The sequence below is a fragment of the Streptomyces sp. NBC_00306 genome (genome assembly GCF_036169555.1).
GTDB classification, from domain to species: Bacteria; Actinomycetota; Actinomycetes; order Streptomycetales; family Streptomycetaceae; genus Streptomyces; species Streptomyces achmelvichensis.
Window position 1 is genome coordinate 8,249,331 of sequence record NZ_CP108032.1, and the last position, 18,375, is coordinate 8,267,705.

At 68.3% G+C, this 18,375-nt stretch carries 18 protein-coding genes and 6 pseudogenes; 7 read left to right on the plus strand and 17 right to left on the minus strand.

The window, feature by feature from the left end; translation table 11 throughout:
* Positions 1-98 precede the first annotated feature (98 nt).
* Both OHA05_RS36990 and OHA05_RS36995 read right to left on the minus strand, forming a co-directional pair.
* Positions 99-194, minus strand: a pseudogene (locus tag OHA05_RS36990) (DNA-binding protein); the annotation flags it as partial.
* Positions 188-481: pseudogene (locus OHA05_RS36995) on the minus strand (replication initiator); the annotation flags it as partial. The pseudogenes OHA05_RS36990 and OHA05_RS36995, both read right to left, overlap by 7 nt.
* Before the next feature lie 203 nt (positions 482-684).
* Between OHA05_RS36995 and OHA05_RS37000 the strand changes: the two are divergent.
* Positions 685-1,021 (plus strand): annotated as a pseudogene (locus tag OHA05_RS37000) (hemolysin III family protein); the annotation flags it as partial.
* Between the two features lie 27 nt (positions 1,022-1,048).
* On the opposite strand, the gene OHA05_RS37005 reads toward OHA05_RS37000, so the two are convergent.
* From OHA05_RS37005 to OHA05_RS37025, 5 genes are all read right to left on the minus strand, one after another.
* Positions 1,049-1,294: a hypothetical protein gene (locus OHA05_RS37005; protein ID WP_328863108.1), complete on the minus strand. Its 246-nt coding sequence runs from the start codon at positions 1,292-1,294 to the stop codon at positions 1,049-1,051.
* Positions 1,295-1,463: 169 nt separating this feature from the next.
* Positions 1,464-2,594 (minus strand): terpene synthase family protein, encoded by a 1,131-nt coding sequence (locus OHA05_RS37010; protein WP_328863109.1) that lies wholly within the window; start codon positions 2,592-2,594, stop codon positions 1,464-1,466.
* A complete protein-coding gene (locus OHA05_RS37015; protein ID WP_328863110.1) occupies positions 2,591-3,967 on the minus strand; it encodes a cytochrome P450 in 1,377 nt (458 codons plus the stop codon). Before OHA05_RS37015 ends, OHA05_RS37010 begins: the two co-directional genes overlap by 4 nt.
* Before the next feature lie 87 nt (positions 3,968-4,054).
* Positions 4,055-4,288: a hypothetical protein gene (locus OHA05_RS37020; protein ID WP_328863111.1), complete on the minus strand. Its 234-nt coding sequence runs from the start codon at positions 4,286-4,288 to the stop codon at positions 4,055-4,057.
* A 30-nt stretch (positions 4,289-4,318) separates the two neighbouring features.
* Complete coding sequence (locus OHA05_RS37025; protein ID WP_328863112.1) at positions 4,319-4,519, minus strand: hypothetical protein; 201 nt, start codon at positions 4,517-4,519, stop codon at positions 4,319-4,321.
* Between the two features lie 483 nt (positions 4,520-5,002).
* Here OHA05_RS37025 and OHA05_RS37030 point away from each other — a divergent pair, with 483 nt between their 5' ends.
* Positions 5,003-5,428 (plus strand): PPOX class F420-dependent oxidoreductase, encoded by a 426-nt coding sequence (locus OHA05_RS37030; RefSeq protein WP_328863113.1) that lies wholly within the window; start codon positions 5,003-5,005, stop codon positions 5,426-5,428.
* On the opposite strand, the gene OHA05_RS38340 is transcribed toward OHA05_RS37030, so the two are convergent.
* The 6 genes and pseudogenes from OHA05_RS38340 to OHA05_RS37055 form a co-directional block, all read right to left on the minus strand.
* Positions 5,419-6,114 carry a 4'-phosphopantetheinyl transferase superfamily protein gene (locus OHA05_RS38340; protein WP_423247572.1) on the minus strand — a complete coding sequence of 232 codons (696 nt, stop codon included), beginning with the start codon at positions 6,112-6,114 and terminating at the stop codon, positions 5,419-5,421. The two genes, OHA05_RS37030 and OHA05_RS38340, sit on opposite strands and share 10 nt — an antisense overlap.
* On the minus strand, positions 6,111-7,631 hold the full coding sequence (locus tag OHA05_RS37035) for a class I adenylate-forming enzyme family protein (RefSeq protein WP_328863114.1): 1,521 nt from the start codon (positions 7,629-7,631) through the stop codon (positions 6,111-6,113). Before OHA05_RS37035 ends, OHA05_RS38340 begins: the two co-directional genes overlap by 4 nt.
* 2 nt (positions 7,632-7,633) lie before the next feature.
* Positions 7,634-7,882 (minus strand): phosphopantetheine-binding protein, encoded by a 249-nt coding sequence (locus OHA05_RS37040; RefSeq protein ID WP_328863115.1) that lies wholly within the window; start codon positions 7,880-7,882, stop codon positions 7,634-7,636.
* Complete coding sequence (locus OHA05_RS37045) at positions 7,879-8,883, minus strand: transglutaminase domain-containing protein (RefSeq protein WP_328863116.1); 1,005 nt, start codon at positions 8,881-8,883, stop codon at positions 7,879-7,881. The genes OHA05_RS37040 and OHA05_RS37045 overlap by 4 nt, the downstream gene beginning before the upstream one ends.
* A 630-nt stretch (positions 8,884-9,513) precedes the next feature.
* Positions 9,514-10,077: an EF-hand domain-containing protein gene (locus OHA05_RS37050; RefSeq protein ID WP_328863117.1), complete on the minus strand. Its 564-nt coding sequence runs from the start codon at positions 10,075-10,077 to the stop codon at positions 9,514-9,516.
* Positions 10,078-10,111: 34 nt separating this feature from the next.
* Positions 10,112-10,435 (minus strand): annotated as a pseudogene (locus tag OHA05_RS37055) (MerR family transcriptional regulator); the annotation flags it as partial.
* 125 nt (positions 10,436-10,560) lie between these two features.
* On the opposite strand from OHA05_RS37055, the pseudogene OHA05_RS37060 reads away from it, so the two are divergent.
* A pseudogene (locus OHA05_RS37060) lies at positions 10,561-11,573 on the plus strand (dienelactone hydrolase family protein); the annotation flags it as partial.
* 68 nt (positions 11,574-11,641) lie between these two features.
* Here the strand turns inward: OHA05_RS37060 and OHA05_RS37065 are convergent.
* From OHA05_RS37065 to OHA05_RS37075, 3 genes and pseudogenes are all read right to left on the minus strand, one after another.
* The gene (locus tag OHA05_RS37065; RefSeq protein ID WP_328863118.1) at positions 11,642-11,962 is read right to left on the minus strand and encodes a hypothetical protein; all 321 of its coding nucleotides are present in this window, start codon (positions 11,960-11,962) and stop codon (positions 11,642-11,644) included.
* Between the two features lie 121 nt (positions 11,963-12,083).
* A pseudogene (locus OHA05_RS37070) lies at positions 12,084-12,826 on the minus strand (M56 family metallopeptidase); the annotation flags it as partial.
* A 4-nt stretch (positions 12,827-12,830) separates the two neighbouring features.
* Positions 12,831-13,229 (minus strand): BlaI/MecI/CopY family transcriptional regulator, encoded by a 399-nt coding sequence (locus tag OHA05_RS37075; protein WP_328863119.1) that lies wholly within the window; start codon positions 13,227-13,229, stop codon positions 12,831-12,833.
* A gap of 126 nt (positions 13,230-13,355) precedes the next feature.
* Between OHA05_RS37075 and OHA05_RS37080 the strand changes: the two genes are divergently transcribed.
* The 3 genes from OHA05_RS37080 to OHA05_RS37090 all read left to right on the plus strand — a co-directional run bounded on the left by OHA05_RS37080 (position 13,356) and on the right by OHA05_RS37090 (position 16,116).
* Complete coding sequence (locus OHA05_RS37080) at positions 13,356-13,931, plus strand: TerD family protein (RefSeq protein ID WP_327686581.1); 576 nt, start codon at positions 13,356-13,358, stop codon at positions 13,929-13,931.
* A 216-nt stretch (positions 13,932-14,147) separates the two neighbouring features.
* Positions 14,148-14,282 carry a twin-arginine translocase TatA/TatE family subunit gene (gene tatA, locus OHA05_RS37085; RefSeq protein WP_443043819.1) on the plus strand — a complete coding sequence of 45 codons (135 nt, stop codon included), beginning with the start codon at positions 14,148-14,150 and terminating at the stop codon, positions 14,280-14,282.
* Positions 14,283-15,429: 1,147 nt separating this feature from the next.
* A complete protein-coding gene (locus OHA05_RS37090) occupies positions 15,430-16,116 on the plus strand; it encodes a hypothetical protein (RefSeq protein WP_328863120.1) in 687 nt (228 codons plus the stop codon).
* Positions 16,117-16,278: 162 nt separating this feature from the next.
* Here the strand turns inward: OHA05_RS37090 and modA are convergent, their stop codons facing one another.
* Positions 16,279-17,088 carry a molybdate ABC transporter substrate-binding protein gene (modA, locus tag OHA05_RS37095; protein WP_328863121.1) on the minus strand — a complete coding sequence of 270 codons (810 nt, stop codon included), beginning with the start codon at positions 17,086-17,088 and terminating at the stop codon, positions 16,279-16,281.
* A gap of 519 nt (positions 17,089-17,607) precedes the next feature.
* Between modA and OHA05_RS37100 the strand changes: the two genes are divergently transcribed.
* The gene (locus tag OHA05_RS37100; protein ID WP_328863122.1) at positions 17,608-18,039 is read left to right on the plus strand and encodes a hypothetical protein; all 432 of its coding nucleotides are present in this window, start codon (positions 17,608-17,610) and stop codon (positions 18,037-18,039) included.
* The last annotated feature ends 336 nt before the right edge of the window (positions 18,040-18,375 follow it).

Consider the following 18,375-nt stretch of genomic DNA (forward strand, 5'->3'; position numbering starts at 1 on the left):
GAGCCTGTTCGATAGTTCTTGTGGTCAATGATCACGACGGTCAATGATCCAGGACGGATGCTTCGTAGCGGGCCGAGTCGAGTTCGTCAAGGGCGACCCTGACGCTCCTCGATCAATCGCCGAGGGAAGCGGACGGAGGTGCCGAGTAGTTCGGCGACCTGGTCCACTGTCAGCAGTCGTTCCACGGTCACCACTCCCCGTCGTCGTCTTGGAGGCTCGCGAGGGCTTCGCGGGCGGTATCGCGGTTTTGCTTGAGGTCTTGGGCGATGGAAGCGGCGAGCCAGGATTCGCCCGGCGTGTGGCCTTGCCCGGCGTACTCCCAGTGCGCGATCACGAGGGTGGTGTCCTCGGCGGCGTCGTCGTCCTGGTCGTGGTCGGGCAGGCCCTTCTCCCGGCGTTCCTGCTGAGCACGCCAGTCCGCCCGGGCACCTCGTAGCGCTCCGAGGGTGGTGGAGTAGTGGGGTGTCTTGGTGGTGCTGTGGAACAACCATGCGGGAGCTCTGTGGCAGCGGTTCACCATCTACCTGCGCCGTGAGGTCGCCGTCGAGCGCCTGAGCTACACAGCGGCCGATTACAGTAGCCGGCCGGGAAGCGGGCGGGCCCCAGCCGCTGGTAGCGGCAGGGCCCAGGGGGGTGCTTGGACGGCGTCGCGCTCGCGGACTGCCTGTTGAAGTCGCGCCGGACCAGCGGTCCGTGCTGCTGTGGATCGTGTGAGCGGGCGCGTTGGTCGACATCCCGTTCCGGGTCCTCTGGGTCGGAGCTCCGCGCTGGCTGTATACCCCGTGTTACCTGGCCCTGGGGTGGGCACCGGTACGCTACCTGCCCGACTTCCTGCACACCGGCAGCCGTACTCGCCCTGATCGTGGCTGGCGGTCTCCTGTTTAGCGCGGTCGCGGTCGTCTATGCCCTCTAGCGGCCCGACCCCTCACCTCGCTGGTTCGGCTTCCACGAGGTCTTCCACGCGCTGACCGTGGCGGATTTCACCGCGCACTACATCGCCATCTCCCTGGCCGCCTACTGACCACCCGGCCCCGCACGATCACACCCGTCAGGCGTAGTTGCAGATGACGTGGTCGAGAGCAATCTGGACCGCATGGGTGCCGGGGCCGCACTGCCGGTAGACGTATTGGCCCTGGGAGCAGGTCCAAAACCCACCCGATTGGTAGTCGGCGAACATGGCACCTTCCCGGCAGGAAGCGGTTGTCGGGCTGGCGGCTGCGGCGCTGGCGACGGGCAAGAGGATGACGGCCGCGCCGGCTAGGAGCAGGGCGGTGACGATCGAGCGGACCCGCATTGGATTCTCCCGTTCTCGTGGAGTGAGGCGCCTTGCTTAACGTGTGCTGTTGGCCGCAGTACCGGGGACTTTGGGTGATCCACTCGAAAGGGCCCGGCGGGTAGTAGGTGTCCATCCCGAAGCGCTGTAGACGCCGAACGCGTCATCCCGGACCGTCCATTTCGCCACCTCACGGTTGGCCGGGGGTGGGTGCGTCGCCCGTGTCTGGCACGGGAGCGTGCTCATGGGGCAGGTACAGAGTGCGGCTGGGGGTGAGGATGACCGTGGTGTTGGTCAGGCCGTTCCAGGAGTGGCCGCGACCGTTGTAGCGGGCGGTGAGGTAAGACCACTCGAGGTTTCCGGCGATCATCGCCTCCAGCGCGTCCAGGTAGGCGAGGAAACCGCTGTCCCGGCCGGTCAGGCCGGCCCGCAGCTTGGTGGTGAGGTGGTCGAATTCGGTTTCGACGCGGTGGACGGTCGCGGCGACGCGGTCGACGGCCGCTTGGAGGTCGCCGCCGTTCTCGGCGAGCGCGAGTTGGATCTCGTTCATAGTGTCGCCGCCGTAGAGCTCCTTGCGGTAGGAGAAGACGTCGTTGACACCGATCCAGTGGCGTGCCACCAGCATGTTGAGGCGCCGCAGTTCGGACAGCTCCTGCAGACGATCGCTCAGGTCGATACCGAGGCCGACTTCCAGGAGGGGAAAGCAGCACTCCCCGATCGAGCTGTTGCGGTACTTCTCGTAGGTGGGCAGGTCCAGTGCCGCGAGGTTCTGGACGAGGCCACGTTCGGCGTGGCAGGCATGGAGAAACTCATGCAGGGTGCGCGCGTAGCGTTGCCAGACCCGTTCGGGTGCGAGGGGCAGGGTCTGGTCTCGCAGCTGCCGAAAGGCCTGAGTGAAGGCGGTGTCCGCGGCGGGCGATCTGCCGTCGATGACGGCAGGCAGTTCGTGGATGCCCAACTGCCGGATCCGCGCGGGCGGTGCCTGTGCGAAGACGTCGTCGATGCTGAACAGGACGTCGATCCAGGCGCAGAGTAACTCGATGCGGTCGGCGCGAGCACTGGCGTAGGTGAGCAGGCTCCACAGGCTGGTGCGGTGCTCCAAGAAGGTGGCCAGCTCCTCCTGTCTGTCGAAGGCGTCGCGCAGGAGTCCGGACAGCCGGGCCACGCAGCGCTGTTCCAAAGCTTCGATGTCGGGGCGGCGCCGGGCGGGAGTGAACCGCGCAAAGACCGGCATCTGGAAGAAGGGGTACTGGGGCAGCCTCGGTGTGCCGCCATCGGAGGCCGGGTGCGGAAGAGAGGCGTGGCCGGGGGTCATCTTCATCGGTCCTGCCCCGCGCCGCGCCGGCGTCCGCTGGCCGGGGCCGTCCGGCTGGTCAGGACCAGAGGGCCGGCCTCGGGGGTAAGGAGGAAACGGGGCAGGGGCCGCAGGGGCGCGGTACTCGCCTTGCGTAGTTGCCAGCGGCTGCTGATCGTGGCGAGGGCGAGGACGGCCTCCGTCATGCCGTAGTGCTCGCCCAGGCACTTGCGGCGCCCGCCGCCGAAAGCCGTGAACGCCTGGCGCTGGGCGGGGGTGACGCGTTCGGGCAGCCACCGGTCCGGGTCGAGACGTTCGGGCTCGGGGAAGACGCCCGGGTCGCGGTGCAGGACGTAGGGGGAGACGATCACATCCGCGCCCGCGGGCACGGTGAAACCGGCGAGCACCGTTTGCTTCTGGGTGACGCGGCTGAGCATCCACGTGGGCGGCCACAGCCGCAGAACCTCGATGAGGACCTGCCGGGTGTAGGGCAGACGCGGGATGTCGGCGTAGGTGGGAGCACGTCCGGCGAGCTCGCGGTCCAGCTCGGCCCATAGTCGGCTCTCCACGTCCGGCAGGTTGGCCAGAGCGTGCAGGGCCCAGGCGAGCAGGGAGGCGGTGGTCTCCACGCCTGCGGCCAACACCGACAGAATCTGATCGCGTACCTCCGTGTCGTCAAGCGGGCGGCCGTCGGCGTCGGCAGTGGCCATCACCAGGGACAGCAGGTCGTCCCCCGGCGCCTCGCCGGCCCGGTATTGCGTGATCACTTGGCGCACCGCCAGCTCCAGGCGGGCCTGTGCCTGATGGAAGCGGCGGTTGGCCGGCAGGGGGAGGCGGTGGAGTTGCGGCCAGGGCACCAGCATCTGGCGGAACATGCCCTCCAGCAGAACCGGCAGGGCTGCCGCCATGGTGTCCGCTGCTCTGCGGCCGGCCGGGGCCGCGATTAGGGTGCGCGACACCACCCGGGCCGCAAGCCCATACATGCTCGCTTCCACATCGAGCCGTTCGCCCTCACGCCACCCGCCGACCGCCTGCGCGACGCAGTCACCCATCAACGGGGCATACCGGGCCACCTGGTCACGGTGAAACGCAGGCCGCATCACCGGCTGCTGACGCTGGTGATCGGCGTTGCTGCACGTGATTACACCGTTGCCGACCAAGACCCGCGCCGTGTCCATGAACGGACCACCCTTGTCGAACACCGACGACACCAGCACCTGATGGGCGGCCTCCGCGCCGTTGACCAGATACACCGAACGCCCCGCGAGCCGCATCGTCACCACCGCCGGCCCTCCCCGCTGGGACGTGAGAAAGGCGAGGGGATCACGCAGCAGCCGGGTCACGTGGCCTAGCCACGGCACACCCCCCGCGACCCGCTGAATCTGCTCAGTCCCCACCACGGCCAACTCCCTCCGATCCCTGCCCGGCAGCACGCAACGACAGCCGCCCACCCGCGCGATCGGACGGTGGCAGTCTGGGTGAGCGCCTTACAGATGCTGGCCGATGGCGTTGTTCAGCATGCCGTCGGAGCGGGTGTTGGCGTTGTTGTTCTCGGTGGTTTGCGAATCGCTGTTGATGTTCGAGTTCAGCGCCGAGACATGGTCGAGGACGTTGGCGTTGTTGAGGGTGCCATCGACGATGCCTGCCTGCGCCGGTGCAACGGAGAGAACGGCCGTGCCGACAGTGAGAACGGCAGTGGCGAGGATGCTTCGTTTCGTCATGATCTACTCAACGGCCGTCGCGGTCGAAGGTCACATCGCCAGGCGACCGTGACCTGCAATCCAGATTGCAACCAATGGGCAGCCGCCCCGAGCGCCTGCCCGTCCGTCGCCCTTGTCGGGCTGTTCCGGTGGGTGAATGAGGACGATGCTGCTGATCGTGCCGTCCGCGGCGATGCCTTCTGGTGTGTACGCGGCCAGGAGCAGCCCGCCCTCATCGTCCTGATCCACCATCCCTGTTGTCTACCTGCTGACCCAGCAACGCCCCGACGGATCGATGGCAAGCGTCCCGGACTCGATCGGACCCCGCCCATTCCGTTTCACCGTCCCCGCTCTCGCCGATGTCTTCACCCTGCTCGCCCTCGGCCACCTCACGCGCCGCATGGCCCCCGCCCCCGGGCCGGACAGCCGCGTCGATCAGCGGCACCCGGTGACTGATCCGCCGGCCGACGGGCCGACCCGCCTCGTGGGGCAGGTCAGACCAACTCTCCGATCCCACGGTCTTCACCTGAGCGAGTAGCTGCCGCCCCGCAGGCGGTCCGGAGCTGGTCGTCGCGCGAGGGCCCAGGGAAAGTGGTTCGTGGTGAGCGTCGGAGATGGTGGCTGGCCGGGCGCCCCGCGAGCGCGGAGCCGGGTGGAGTTGGGCCGTTACCGCCGGTCGACAGGGATCGTTTGTACCCCCGCCGGGCTGGTTGACTCTGAGGAGAGGGGCGGTCCATGAGCGCTGTGCGTATGGAGGAGGACGAGTGGAGGGCGTTCGTTCTGGAGGGGACGCGGACGGCCAAGCTGGCTACGAAGCGGGCGGACGGCAGTCCTCATGTCACCCCCGTCTGCTTCACGCTTGAGGGCGGAGACGTGGTCTTCAGTACGGACATGAGCACGGTTAAGGCGAAGGCCATGCTGCGTGACTCGCGGGTTGCCGTCTGTGTGGATGATGAACGGCCGCCGTTCAGGTACGTGATGCTGCGGGGGAGGGCCACAGTGGACAGCGACCCGGTGGCGGTGCGCAGTTCGCTGCAGGTTCTGGGAACGCGGTACCTCGGTGCCGACCGTGCCAGGGTGGCGGTCATGGCGCACGCCAAGCCGGGTGCTGTCGTTGTCCGCGTACGTGTCGAGGAGGTCGTCGCCTGGCGTTACCAGTAGAGGCGGCTGGGGCGTGCTGTGGTGAGAGTGATGCACAGAGAGATCCAGTAGCTGCCGACTTGACGTGAGGCGACTACTGAGGTGGCGTCCGCGGGGCCGGTCGCCGACTGAGCCAGGGCGAGTCGCGGGCCGAGAGGGTTCAAGTGCAGGCGGCGGGGGGCGAAGCGGTGGGACCGCCGTTGGGGGTCGGCTTTGTAGGCTGCTTCCTTGCCGCTGAAGACGCGTGTGGGGTCGGCCCATCCGGGGGTGGCACACAATCCGGGGCGTTCGACGGGTGAGCACACCAGGTGCATGGCGTTCTCCGGGATGGTCCCCTCGTGTTCTATGTCCACGCCTACGCCGAGGATCCGGCAGTGCCGGGCAGGCCCGTCATGTGCCTTCCACGCAGCGGCCACGGCATAGGGGAAGCGGTGGCTGATGGATACCAGAGTGTCGGCCGGTGGCCGGGGGGAGCCGTCTGGCCGCCGGCCCGGTGGCCCGGTGTGTACGCCCAGAGCGGCGAGGCTCGTGATGAGCGCGTGCTGTCCCGCCGCGTGCTCGGCATGTCGCCGGTCACGAGCCCGGGCTCCCAGCCCTTCCGGTGCCGCGATCGTCGTTGTACACAGAGCGATGCGACCGCCGGCATACGGAACCACCGTCACCCGCGCCGCCTCTTCGAAGCGAACGGTCCCAGCGCCAGCGGTCATGAGGATTCGCCGCCGAGTTCGACGTTTGCCGCCTGCTCCCGTAGCGCACGGCGCAGCAGCTTTCCCTGGTTGCTGCGCGGCATCGCGTCAACCCGGACGAAGCGGCTCGGCCGCTTGTACCCGGCCAGTTCTCGTACACAGGTACTGATGAGCTGCCGCTCGTCGAATGCGGCTCCCGGGAGCGGCTCGATGAAGGCCACTGGAGTCTGGCCCCAGTGGGGTGAGGGGGCGGCGACGACGGCGACCTCGGCCACCCACGGCAGGGGCCTGAGGACGTGCTCGATCTCGGCGGGGTAGACGTTCTGGCCGCCGCGCAGGATGAGGTCGCTGCGCCGGTCGACCAGCCACACGTAGTCGTACTCGTCCCGGTAGCCGAGGTCACCTGTGTTGAGCCAGCCGTTCGCCAGCGCTCGGGCGGTGGCTTCCGGATCGTTCCAGTAGCCCCGCATCAGCCCGTCGCAGCGAAGGTGAAGGGTGCCGACCGTATGGGGGGAGGCGTCGGTTCCGTCCTGGTTGGCGATGCGAGCCGTGAAGCCCGGCATGGGAAGGCCGGCACACGTCGCTCCAGGCAGGGCGGCAGCGCCGGGCTGGTCGTCGGGCCGGCAAGAGAGCGCCGGGCCGCTCGCTTCGGTGATGCCGAAGATCGTGTGCAGCGGGATGCCGAGCACCGCCGTTGCACGGTCGGCCAGGTCCTTGGGGCAGGGCGCGCCACCGTGCAGGATCAGACGCAAGGATGACAGGTCGGATCCGGTCAGCCGTCGGCTTTCCAAGAGCAGCTTCAGCATGGCCGGGACCAGGAAGGTGTGCTCTGCCTGCCACCTTGGGACGGCGTCGAGGAAGGTGTGCGGCGAGAACTGGTCGAGCACGCACAGCGTGCCGTCGGCGGCGAGGTAGTTCAGTGCGATCACCATGCTGCCGTGGGAGAGCGGCCCCGCGTTGAGGAACACCGCACCAGCATCCGGTCGTACCTCGGCCAGCCAGGACAGTGCCTGGAACTGGAGGTATCGCTGATCGCAGACAGCGCCCTTGGGCAGTCCCGTGGTTGCCGAGGTATGGAGGATGACGAGGGGGTCTGTCAGCGCGCTGCCCGTGTGGCCGTCGAGCCCGCTAATTCGCCCGGTCGGCAGCGGTTGGGCGGCAACCTCTTCGATCGGCATGGTCACCAGGGCCGGTCGCATGGAGGCCAGACGGCTGCGACCGGCTTGGTCGGCGATCGCGTACTGGGCGCCGACTCGGTCAAGGATGTATTCCACCTCCCGGTCGACGAGGACCGGATTGACGGGCACGGCGATCGTGCCGGTGAGGGCGCAGGCGAACAGTGCCTCGATCAACTCCACCCTGTTGGCCGTCAGCAGGACGACGCGGCCGCCTGGCGCGACGTGGTCGCCGATGGCGTCGGCCAAGGCTCGCGCGTCCTGCCCGAGGCGTGCCCAGGTCACGTCCCGCCGCTGGTCGCGCAGGGCCAAAGCCTGCGGCGAGCGGGTCGTCTTGCGGTGCAGAAGCTGTTGGAGCCACACGGTCAGCCGGCCCTTTTCTTGCTCAGCAGGGCGGCAACGGCCGCGATCGAATCGATGCCGGTCAGCTCGTCATCGTCCAGCGGCCGGCCGAGGGTTTCCTCGCACCGCTGCACCACTCTGATGAGCTCCCCGGAGTTCACACCGGCCCCTACGAGGACGTCCTGGTCACCGATGGAGTCTGCGAGAGCGGGAAGGTCGAGGCAGTCCTTGACAAGGATGCGCGCCCGGGTGAAGTCGTCGCGAGTGGTCATGCTGTTCCATTCCAGGCGGTGGCGCTGATGAGGCAGTTCATTGCGCGGGGCCGGCCCTCCAGCCGGTCAAGGATCAGGGAAGCCGCGTCCCGGGCCGCGCACGGCAGAAGCCGGTTGAACCGGCTGCCGAAGCAAGCAGCCACGAATTCGTCCGTCGCCGCTGGCCGGTGCGTCCAGGGCCGTCCGGTGGGGTTGTAGGCGAACCCCACATCGACGGTCTTCCAGCGGCCGTCTTCCCATATCTCGCACCAAGCGTGCTCGCTTCCGACTGGGCCGAGCAGGAGTCCCCGCCGGGCACGAGCGGTCAGCCCGAGGTCGCGGAGCCGGTCGGCGATCACCCGGCTCACCACCATGCAGTCGGCCATGCCGAGTTCCCATGCCCGGTGGTGATCGAGCCGCAGAGCCTCGCTGACGACCTGATAGGTGACTCTGCCCCCGTGCAGATCGTCGAGCATCTGCTGGTAGACGTCTTCGGCACGTGCGTCACGCACCCGGTCGCATGTGCCGGTCAGTTGGACCGCGGTCTGATAGCACCGGGTGCCCGTCCCGGAGCCGACGACTGCCCAGCCGACGCTCTCAGGGGTGAGAGACGCGATCCCGGGGCCGGTCGGGTCCACGTTGCTCAACCGATACCGGCCCGGCCGGTCGTCCGGCGCCCTGACCGTCACCAGCCACTTCTTGGCGTCGAGCCACCCGCGCCTGGGGCCGGCGGAGAAGCGCATGAGGAACATGGCGGTGAGCTCCGGCGCCGTTCTGCCCGAGCGGCTGTTGTTTCCCGCATTCATCACATCCGCCAGGTCGAACAGCGGACCGATACCCGGCTGGTACCGACAGGGCATGCCGTGATCGACCAGCTCGAGGATGTTCTCGGGCGGCGTGTTCAGCAGAGCGGCAGCAGCGGCTACATCCGTGTCGTAGTGCGCTGCATCGGGCGGGATAAAGCGGAAACGGCCCAAGCCTGAGACTAGGCTGTGTAACACATTGGAACTGGGTGCGTGCATAGTGTGACAACCCTCTAGCAGGGGCTGGCCCCCTGTCAACGCAACGGCCCTTCCTCCGGATGCGGGCGGTCGAGTGATGTGTCGAGGCCGAGCGGTCCGGTGGCGCGCCCTCGCAATCATCGGATTCGCCCTCAGGGAGCCAAGCGCGAACTGCTGGGGCACACCTCCATCAGTGTTCCGGAAGGACATCGTCTCTACGGCCAGGGACCACGCCCACCCCCCGCCGAGGTGCGGCCAGCCTGCCTCTCCGGCCAGGACCGCACCGTCCTGGACGTGGCCGCGTCGGCGAGGACGCGGGCGTGTTTGCTGGCCCAGCTGCCGCCGACCGGCATCGTCGCGGTGCAGTGGGCGAGCGGGGCGGTGAGGGCGGGAAGCAGTGGATGCGCGGGATTCGGCTCGCTCGCCCTGGGTCTTCAGCAGCTCCGTCCTCGACACGCTGCTCAGCCCTCGACACGACCGACAGTCCCGAGGGTCCACAGGTAGAGAGCGACTCCGAACGCGCCCCTTCAGGACTCAAACCACTTGGGCGCCGTGGGCTGCGGGTGGTCGGTCACCCCGTACGGCCGGCTCGAGCAGACGTGGATGGCCGTCCTGGGCTCCGTCCGGTCGTTGGGGCGACAGGTTTTCTCGTTAGGCGGGGTCCAGTGGTCCCAGCAACCACACGCCGGTGGAGGTGGGCTCCTCGTTGAAGTAGAACTCACGGATTGCCTGGAGCATGTCGTCCCGGCTGATCAGCCCGTCGGCGTCCCGGTCGAGGCGGCCGAAGACCTCGCGAGCGTCCGCTTCAGGCAGCCCCATCAGGGCGCCGGACCAGCGAACCTGCTCATCCCGGGTCAGTTTCCCGTCTCCGTCCTGGTCGGCGATGTCCATGAGCGCATCGAGGAATGGCACGTAGCCGGCGTCGAAGGAGGCGGGCGTGACCAGCAACCCGGCGGCGAACGCCGCCTGGTACTCGGCGAGGCTGATGCGCCCGTCTAGGTTGGCATCCGCGGCTTGTGACAAGTGCTGCCACAAGCCGTCGCTCAGCTCCCGCATGCGCTTGAGCGCGAGGGCATCGGGTGCGAGCTGGAAAGCGGCGGCGAGACGGTCGCAGGCCGACACGAAGTCGGTGCGGTCGATATAGCCGTCTCGGTTGGTGTCGAAGGTGGCGAAGCGGCGGGCGAGTTTGCGCTGCAGGAACGGCGAGATGTCCATGCCCGACACTCTGCCTGCCAGAACAGCGTCTGAAACGCCACTGACGGGCCTGGAGGCAGTCGAAGGCGCTGATCAGTCGGCCGGCGACGGCGTCCTCGAGCACGTCTGCCGCGCCTCCAGCCTCCTGTTCGTGGAGGATCCGGCGCACGTGGGGAACCGGCAGGTCGAGGCCGCGCAGGGAGCGGATCAGGCTCTGACGCTCCGCGGCGTCCGGGGCGTACCGGCGGTGTCCGCCGGTACTGCGGGACGCCTCCGGCAGCAGTCCGCGGTCCGAGTAGTAGCGGACGGTCTTGACGCTGACGCCCGCGTGTTCGGCCAGTTCACCGATGGTGCACAGATCGTCGTGCGTCGAGAGCACTTGAACCTCCCTCAGGGGGAGTTCCTACGGTACCGGCGAGCGCTGCCGGGCGATGGGGCCGGTGCGCGGAGGACATTGTGACGAGGAGGGACCATGACCGTATTCATTCTGGTGGCCGGGGCGTTGCCCTCGCGGTGCCGCAGCCGCTGGGCACGCTGCTCCAGCCGCTGCGGCTCACCGGCGCCGTGGCCGCCGTGCCCGTGACCGGGGTGCTGTGCACCGGCAACGGGCCGGGCATCGAGATGCTTCAGATGATGGTGGATGTGGGTGATCCCGCCCTCCGGGCCTTGGCCGACGCCCGGGTGCCCTTCTTCGAACTGCCGACGGGGCACTGGCCGATGCAGTCCTGCCCGCCGCGCTGGCCGATGTCCTGATCGAGGCCGCGTCCGGCGGGGGCCGAAGGCTGAGCTCCGGCGACGCCGACCGCCCGCCCGCCCATCTGCGGCCATTCCTCCTCGACGTACCCGAACGGCCACGCGAACGGACCGGGAACACCGACCTGTACCTGCCGGACGGCCCGGGGCCGCATCCGGCCGTCGTGTTCGTGCACGGAGGCCCGGTGCCCGCCGGGGCATGGCCCACGCCCCGGGACTGGCCGACCCTAACGGGATACGCACGCTACGTCGCCGGGCAGGAAGTTGTGGGCGTGACGCTGGACCACCGCCTGCATGCTGTGACCGACTACGAGACGGCCGCCGCGGACCTGGCCGACGCGGTGGACCGGGTGCGCGCCGATCCGCGGGTGGACGCGGGCCGGGTCGCTCTATGGTTCTTCTCGGGCGGGGGCCCGCTCACCGCGGACTGGCTGGCGGCGCCTCCAGCGTGGCTGCGCTGCGTGGCGGCGAACTACCCGATCCCGTCGCCGCTGCCGAGCTGGGGAATGGTCGACACCCGCTTCCACCCGGTCCGGGTGCTCGCCCACGCCGGTGAACTGCCGGTGGTGCTGGTCCGGGCGGGGCCCGAGATCCCTGCGACGGTCGAGGAGTTCCTGACCGAGGCCGGGCGCTGCGGGGCGAACGTCGAGGTCATCGACGTACCGGGCGGGCGTCACGGGTTCGAGACGCTGGATGCGACCGACGAAGCGCGCGAGGCGGTGCACCGCGCGGTGGGCTCGGTGCTGGCCCGCCTCACGGCCTAGCCAAAGCCTGTCTTCGGTTGCGATCAAGCAGTCGGGTGGCTGCCGTCACGGACGGCAGCCACCCGACCTCACCCTCCTGCATCGGGGTCGGAGTTTGTGCGGGTCCGGCTGCGGCCGTACTTCGCGAGTGTGTGGAAGGCGGCTTTGGGCTCCCACGGCAGGCTCGGGTACGCGGTGCCGGTGCGGCCGCCGTCGAGGATCTTGACCACGCCGAAGGACGCTTTGTCGAAGTCGCGGTCGTCGTCGGCGCTTGCGTGCGGGAGGTCGTAGCGGGCGAAGGTATTGACGAAGGCCGCGTCGATGGCGGACTCGTCGAAGGTGTCGATGAGTTCACGCAGGTAGTCGGCTTGTTCCTGTTCGTCACGCGCGACGGGGTTGGTGAACCGCACCGGACGGGCTCGGTCGTCCCACGCGATGACGGAGTCCCCCCGGCCGCCGACATCGGCGGCCCGCGGTAGGTGGTACAGCCGAACTCTGTGACGGCTGCCGGTTTGCCGTGTGCGGTCAGTGCCCGCAGGCGGCCAGACCCGCCAGCGTCACGCTCGGAGCACCGCGGGCGATCAGGCCCGCCTTGCCCACGGCACGGGCCATCAGCCGCCGGTTGCCCCCCACCACAGCAGCTTCTTCATCCGCCCACCGTTCCGCACTGAAGGCCACAGCCGGGCGCAGCGGACGCAGCAGCGGATGAGCGCGGGCCGCCAGCTGGGCCACCAGCAGGTAGCGGTGATGCCGCGCCCGCAGATGCACCTGCTCGTGAGCCAGCAGCGCTTCGCCCTCCTCGGCGTTCAGACACGACCACAGCGCCGTCGACACGACAATCCTGCCCGGAGCGCCGGGCAGAGCGTAGGCATAGGGAAGGGTGTCGGGCAGCAGCGCCAGCGGTCCAGGCGGCAGCCCTGCGAGCGCGCCATGTACCCGGCGCCGCACCCGGACGTGGTGCCACACGGCCGCCGCGCAGGATGCGGCGACCGCCATCAGAGCCGGGATGGCTACCCGTCCCGCCACCTCGTCGTAGGGCACCGCCGCGCGGACTTCCGGGTCCGACCAGCGTCGGGCAGCGGGTTGCCCGGCAACTGGGCCGTCCCCACCACCATGATCAGCCCCAGACACAGGGTGCTGCACACGGCCAGCAGCGCGCCGACCCAGGTCAGCAGGCGGGTGGCGTTGCGCGGGTGCAGATGCTGCTCGGCCAGACGCGCGACCGGCCAGGCCGTGACCGGCAGCAGCAGCGGCAGGAACACGAAGACGCCCACGCGCTCAGCTGTCCGTTCCGTCGTCGCCGGCTTCCTCGAGCAGCTCCCGCAGCACCCGCTCGTCGTCAGGCGACAGCGCGGTGACGAAACTGGCCAGCACCGCCCCGCGGTCCGCCTCCCCGTCCAGAACACGCCGCATCCGCATCGCCGCAAGCCCCGCCTCGTCCGAGGCAGCCAGCCACACGAACGAACGTCCCGCCCGTTCCCGCGTCACCGCCCCCTTCGCCAGCAGCCGGGTCAGGATCGTCATCACCGTGGTGTATGCAAGCCCGCCACCGAGCTGCTCTTGGACCCACGCGGCCGAGGCCTGCCCTGGCGCGGTGCGCAGGGTGGACAGCACCTCGCCCTCCAACTCGCCCTGCCCGCGCCGGCGTCCCCGAACTCCGCCGTCTGCATCAGTCACGTCGTCCTCCTTCGCTGCCGGTGCGCATGCGGCTCAGCCTACTGATCAGCTCGTCCGCCCTTCCCCATCATTTCTACAGTGCTGTAGATTTTAGTTCAGTTCTCGCTACCAGTATCAGGAGTCATCGTGGGCGTATCCCTCGGCAAAGGCGGCAACGTATCCCTCAGCAAGGAAGCGCCCGGCCTGACCGCCGTTCTCGTGGGACTCGGCTGGGACGCCCGCAGCACCACCGGCGCCGATTTCGACCTCGACGCCAGCGCCCTCCTCCTTGGCACCAGCGGCAAGGTCATCTCCGACCAGCACTTCGTCTTCTACAACAATCTGAACAGCCCCGACGGATCCGTCGAACACACTGGGGACAACCTCACCGGCGAGGGAGAAGGCGACGACGAATCCCTGAAGGTCAACCTCGCGGGCGTCCCGGCAGACGTCGACAAGATCGTCTTCCCTGTCTCGATCCACGAGGCCGACGCCCGTGGCCAGAGCTTCGGGCAGGTCCGCAACGCCTTCATCCGCGTCGTCAACCAGGCCGGCGGCACTGAACTCGCCCGCTACGACCTCACCGAAGACGCCTCCACCGAGACCGCCATGGTCTTCGGCGAGCTCTACCGCCACGGCGCCGAATGGAAATTCCGCGCCGTCGGCCAGGGCTACGCCTCCGGACTCGCCGGCATCGCCACCGACTACGGCGTCAACATCTGACCACCCGAACGGCATCATCCCGGACCGCCACCCGCGATCCTTGCCGTACGCAGGCCGCAACGCCCGCGCCGACAGCGCCTGCCGACTTCCGGCCCGTACCCGAGGCCCCAGGCCACCGGGGATGGGCGGACCGCTGAACCTGCGCGCCTTGGTGCTGCCTCGGCGGGGCCACGTGCTGGCAGTCCACAAAAGTGCCATAGGAAGGGGAGCACGCCGATGTTCGGGATCAGCGAAATAGCGATCATCCTCATCGTCGTCATCCTGCTGCTCGGAGCGAAGAAGCTTCCCGAACTGGCCCGCTCGGCCGGCAAGGCGGCCCGCATCCTCAAAAGCGAAGCCAAGGCCATGTAGACCGACGGCCAGCCTGATGAGAATGCCGCCGCGTACCGCATTCAGCAGCAGCCCGACGACACGGGCCCTTCGCCCCGCCCAGCCGTACCTGCGGACAAGACACCCCCGCCGCCGCGATGGCGGCCATCGGCTCACCCGCCTGCCGCTGGTCCACCGTCAGCGCACGACGGGGTCAGAAGGTGCTGTCACCTGCATGCCCGACCACGTCACGGGCACCGGTGACGACACCCGGGCCTCTACCGCCGAGAATGCTGCTGGGCAATCGACCAGGACAGAATCGAAGCATGGGCCAACGACACAGCCTCCATGCGAGAAGCGGCGCTCCGGGGACAGAGGGCCCTGTCCCCGGAGCGGCGAACGAGCGCCGAACGAGCCGAGAGAGACCGATGAGCGACAGCACGCCCAGTTGGCGAGTGAACATTGCCTACCGGACAACGGGAGGGACTGAAGGCATGCAGACGTTCATCGTCCACGCGAGCGGCCCCCTCACGGCCCTGCGAGCAGCATGGGCAGAGGCCAGAACCCCGCAGGCTGCCAGTAGCCGCAAGCACGCCCCTCTCGTTGTGAGAATCCGCAATCTGAAGGCCACGCGCTTGTAGCCGTAGAACGCGACACCTTGAATCCGCGGGCTCAGTTCAGCCAATCCAGTCTCGGAACCGGGCATGCGACGGACCGCACCGCACGCCCTGACGGGCCCGGGCCTTCACGTATGCCAGTCGCAGCTGCTGCTGCGTCCGCCCCAGCCGCACTCGCCGCCCTCCAATCCACCCGTCACCGGAATTCGCGCACACCGGCCCACAACTCACCAACTGAAGCCTGCGCTGCTACTCAGGCGGCCAGGACGCTCAGTGATGCCCGCCGCTCACTCGCTCCGTCCTCAACCGGGTGGGGAACGGAGGTATACGCCTAGCAGGTGAGGAGATCCTTCGTCGAGCTGGTCACGGGGTCGTCCCTGAGTGGCGGGTGACGCCTTTCAGGCGGCGCTTTGACGACACACACGTTGTTGCGTTCCCGCACTTCGACGGTCATTTCGGGCAGTCTGTGCAAGCAAGATAAGGCGCCCCTGCCCGCCCGTCGGCGGTTACAGCGAAGCGAGGAAGCCGTGGCACCCCGGAAGGAACCGGTCACAACGACCGAGGTGAGCAGGATGTCACCGCTGGAACTGCGGGCCTTTGCCTATCTGGCGTGGGCGTGCGCTGCGAACCGGGAAGTGAGCTACCGCGACATCGGACGACTTACCCTGGCCAACGGAGACTCCATCGGCGTGCGCACGGCAGTAAAAGCTGTGCAGGACCTGTCCGACAGCGGTCTGATCACGGTCCACGGTGACACCGAGGTACTGCACGCCCCGCTGAGCGTTCGCATCGCCGGACACAGGCCCCGCCTCGCGCAAGCACCACCACAGGACCAGACGGAAAACACTCCTGGGGGCCGGACTTTCGTTCCCACCGCGCGAGACAGATTCGCCGACGCCCCGAACCCTGGAGCCGTGACGACTCTCTCCGCGAGCCAGGTGCGCGGCCAAGGGTGGTCAACACTGCCCCCGCACGCAAAGCTGCGTCGACGCCTGTGGGGCGTCGTCCACGGCAAGGGCCCGATGATCTGCTCCCGCACCGCGCAGTACGAGGCGTCCAAAGGCCGGCCGCCCACCCCTGAGGAACTGGCACAGCTCCTGGGCTGGCAGGAGGGCACGCCCGTCACCCAGGCATTCGGACGACTGATCCAAACCCGCTGGCTGACGCAGACCGACGGTGGCCACCTGCGCGCCGGCCCCGCCTACGAACAGCACTTGGCCAGCGCGGCAACGAGGAAAGACGTGGCGGGGCGCCCGTAGGACTGTAGCGATCCGCGTCGGAGAACGGAGTTGCCCCGTTCATCGGCGCTTCGACCGCTGGTCCTGGCGACCGGAGATGTCCCATGCATCGTTTTCCTCGAAGACCGACAGGCACGCCGGCCACCGCACGCCCACCTGTCCTCATACGGCGATCCGGAGAATTCAAGGCTTCTGAAAGCCCGCGTCCTGGAGGATCTTCAGTGCCGCGGGGCTGCGCAGCCACTTCACAAAGGCAGCTGCCGCTGATGCGTTCTCGGCATCCTTGATGGCGGCTGCCGGGTACTTGGTGATGGCGTTCTGAACGTCAGCAATCTCGATGGCGTCCACCGCGGCCGTCGCCGTCTCTGCGTCGGACTTGTAGACGAGACCGGCGTCGGCTTCACCGAGTTCGAGCTTGTTCAGTACGGCGCGGACATCAGGCTCCAGGGATACCGGCGTCACATCGATGTTCTGTGCATCGAGGAGCTGGAGGCTGTAGCGGCCGGCGGGGACGTCGGGGGAGGCGAGAACCACTTTCAGAGCGGGGTCGGCCAGGTCGTCGAGGTTCTCGACCTCCGCAGGGTTGCCCTCGGCTGTCGCGATGACCAGCCGGTCGGTGGCAATGATCGTCGGAGTGTCGGTGTCGCCCTTGAGGCCACCCATCGTTTGGGTGTCCGCCGTCACCAGCGCGTCCATGGACGCTCCCTGATTGACCTGGGCGGCCAGTTCCTGCGAACCGGCGAACGAAAAAATGATCTTGATCCCGGGATTGTCCTTCTCGTACGCGGCACCGACCGTTTTGAACACGTCGGCGAGGGAGGCATCTGCGAGGACAGTGAGGTTTGCCTTGGAAGCGGCGGACACGGGCGGCGCGGCCTTCGCCCCACCGGCCACGCTCTTGGCTCCGTTGCTGCCGCAGGCAGACAGCGGAACGAGGAGAGCGGTCGCGAGGACGGTGACTGCGGTGCGGTGCCGGGTGGGAGTGAGCGGCATGAGGGAAGAACTCCTTGTGGTCACTATGGGCCGGACGGCCGATTGGAAGGTCGCCGCGCCTTACGGTCGGTGAACCACCTGGCGGTGGTCGACGGGCGCTGCATCACACGCGGTTGACCTGCGCACCGGTCGACGTCACACAGACCGCGGCATACCTACCGACCTCCAGGCGACGCCTGGCCTTCTGTGCGGTGCGTGGATATGCCGACCAGCAACGGCCAATGCCGCACGGTGTCTCAGCTGGCCCCAGCAGTCGGGCGGCCAGCCCAATGGTGGAGGACTGCATACGTCACAATAAACTGCATATCATTGCAAATGGCCCCTATTGGACGGCTGCCGTCAAAGGTGTCGACATGGCTGCTCGGAAGTCACGCAAAACACCCCCGCTGCAGCCATGAAGCTCCTCCAGCAACGACCTGCTGCCCGTCACACGAACGGGTGCTGACGATCCGGGCTCACACATGTCACACCACAGGTGAGTAGAGTCCGCCCCCAGCGCTGCAACAGAGGAGCCCGTAGATGCCCGCACAGGAGACCACCACCCTCAAGAGCGCATACGCCGACAAGGTCGCCGCCGACCTCGCCGACAACACCGCCGAGCAGGAGCGCATCCGCGCCGAGCTCGAAGATCTGCAAGCCCAACTCGCCGGCCTGGAGGCCGACCACGCCCTGCTTGAGGACATGAGGGCAGCCCTCGGCAATACCACGCCCACGGTGCCTCACCCCCGGCGCGGTACGCAGAAGACCGCGACCGCAGCCACGAAGAAGGCCACCGCGAAAGAGACCGCGGCGAAGAAGAAAGCTACGGCCACGGCCATTAAGACCCCGACCGCAGCGACAACCAAGCCGGACGCAGAGAAGACCACGGCAAAGAAGACACCGGTCAGCAAGACTGCGGCAGCAGCGAAAAAGACGACGGCCAAGGCGAGCGGGGACAAGGGCCCGGGCTGACCGAACTCATCCACACGCACCTGACCGGCTAGAGCGAGCCGCCCACGGCGCAGGAGATCGCCAAGTCTCATGCCGAGGCGCACCCGGGCCGAACGTGAACGTCAACCTGGTGCGCACGACCACCGAGCGTCTGATGGGTCCGCAGCCGTGCGGAGCGGGTCAAGCAGGGCTCGACCGTCTACTACACCGCCGGTGCCGGTGCCGGTGCCGATGCGGAGAGGCGACGGCAACAGCAGCCTTCTGACTGCCCGCGTTCGCGCGACGTGCGACCAGCACGGCGCGGGCCTCGGGCTGGGCCCTCCGTTCACGAGGTCAAGCGACCGTCCGATGTGGAGA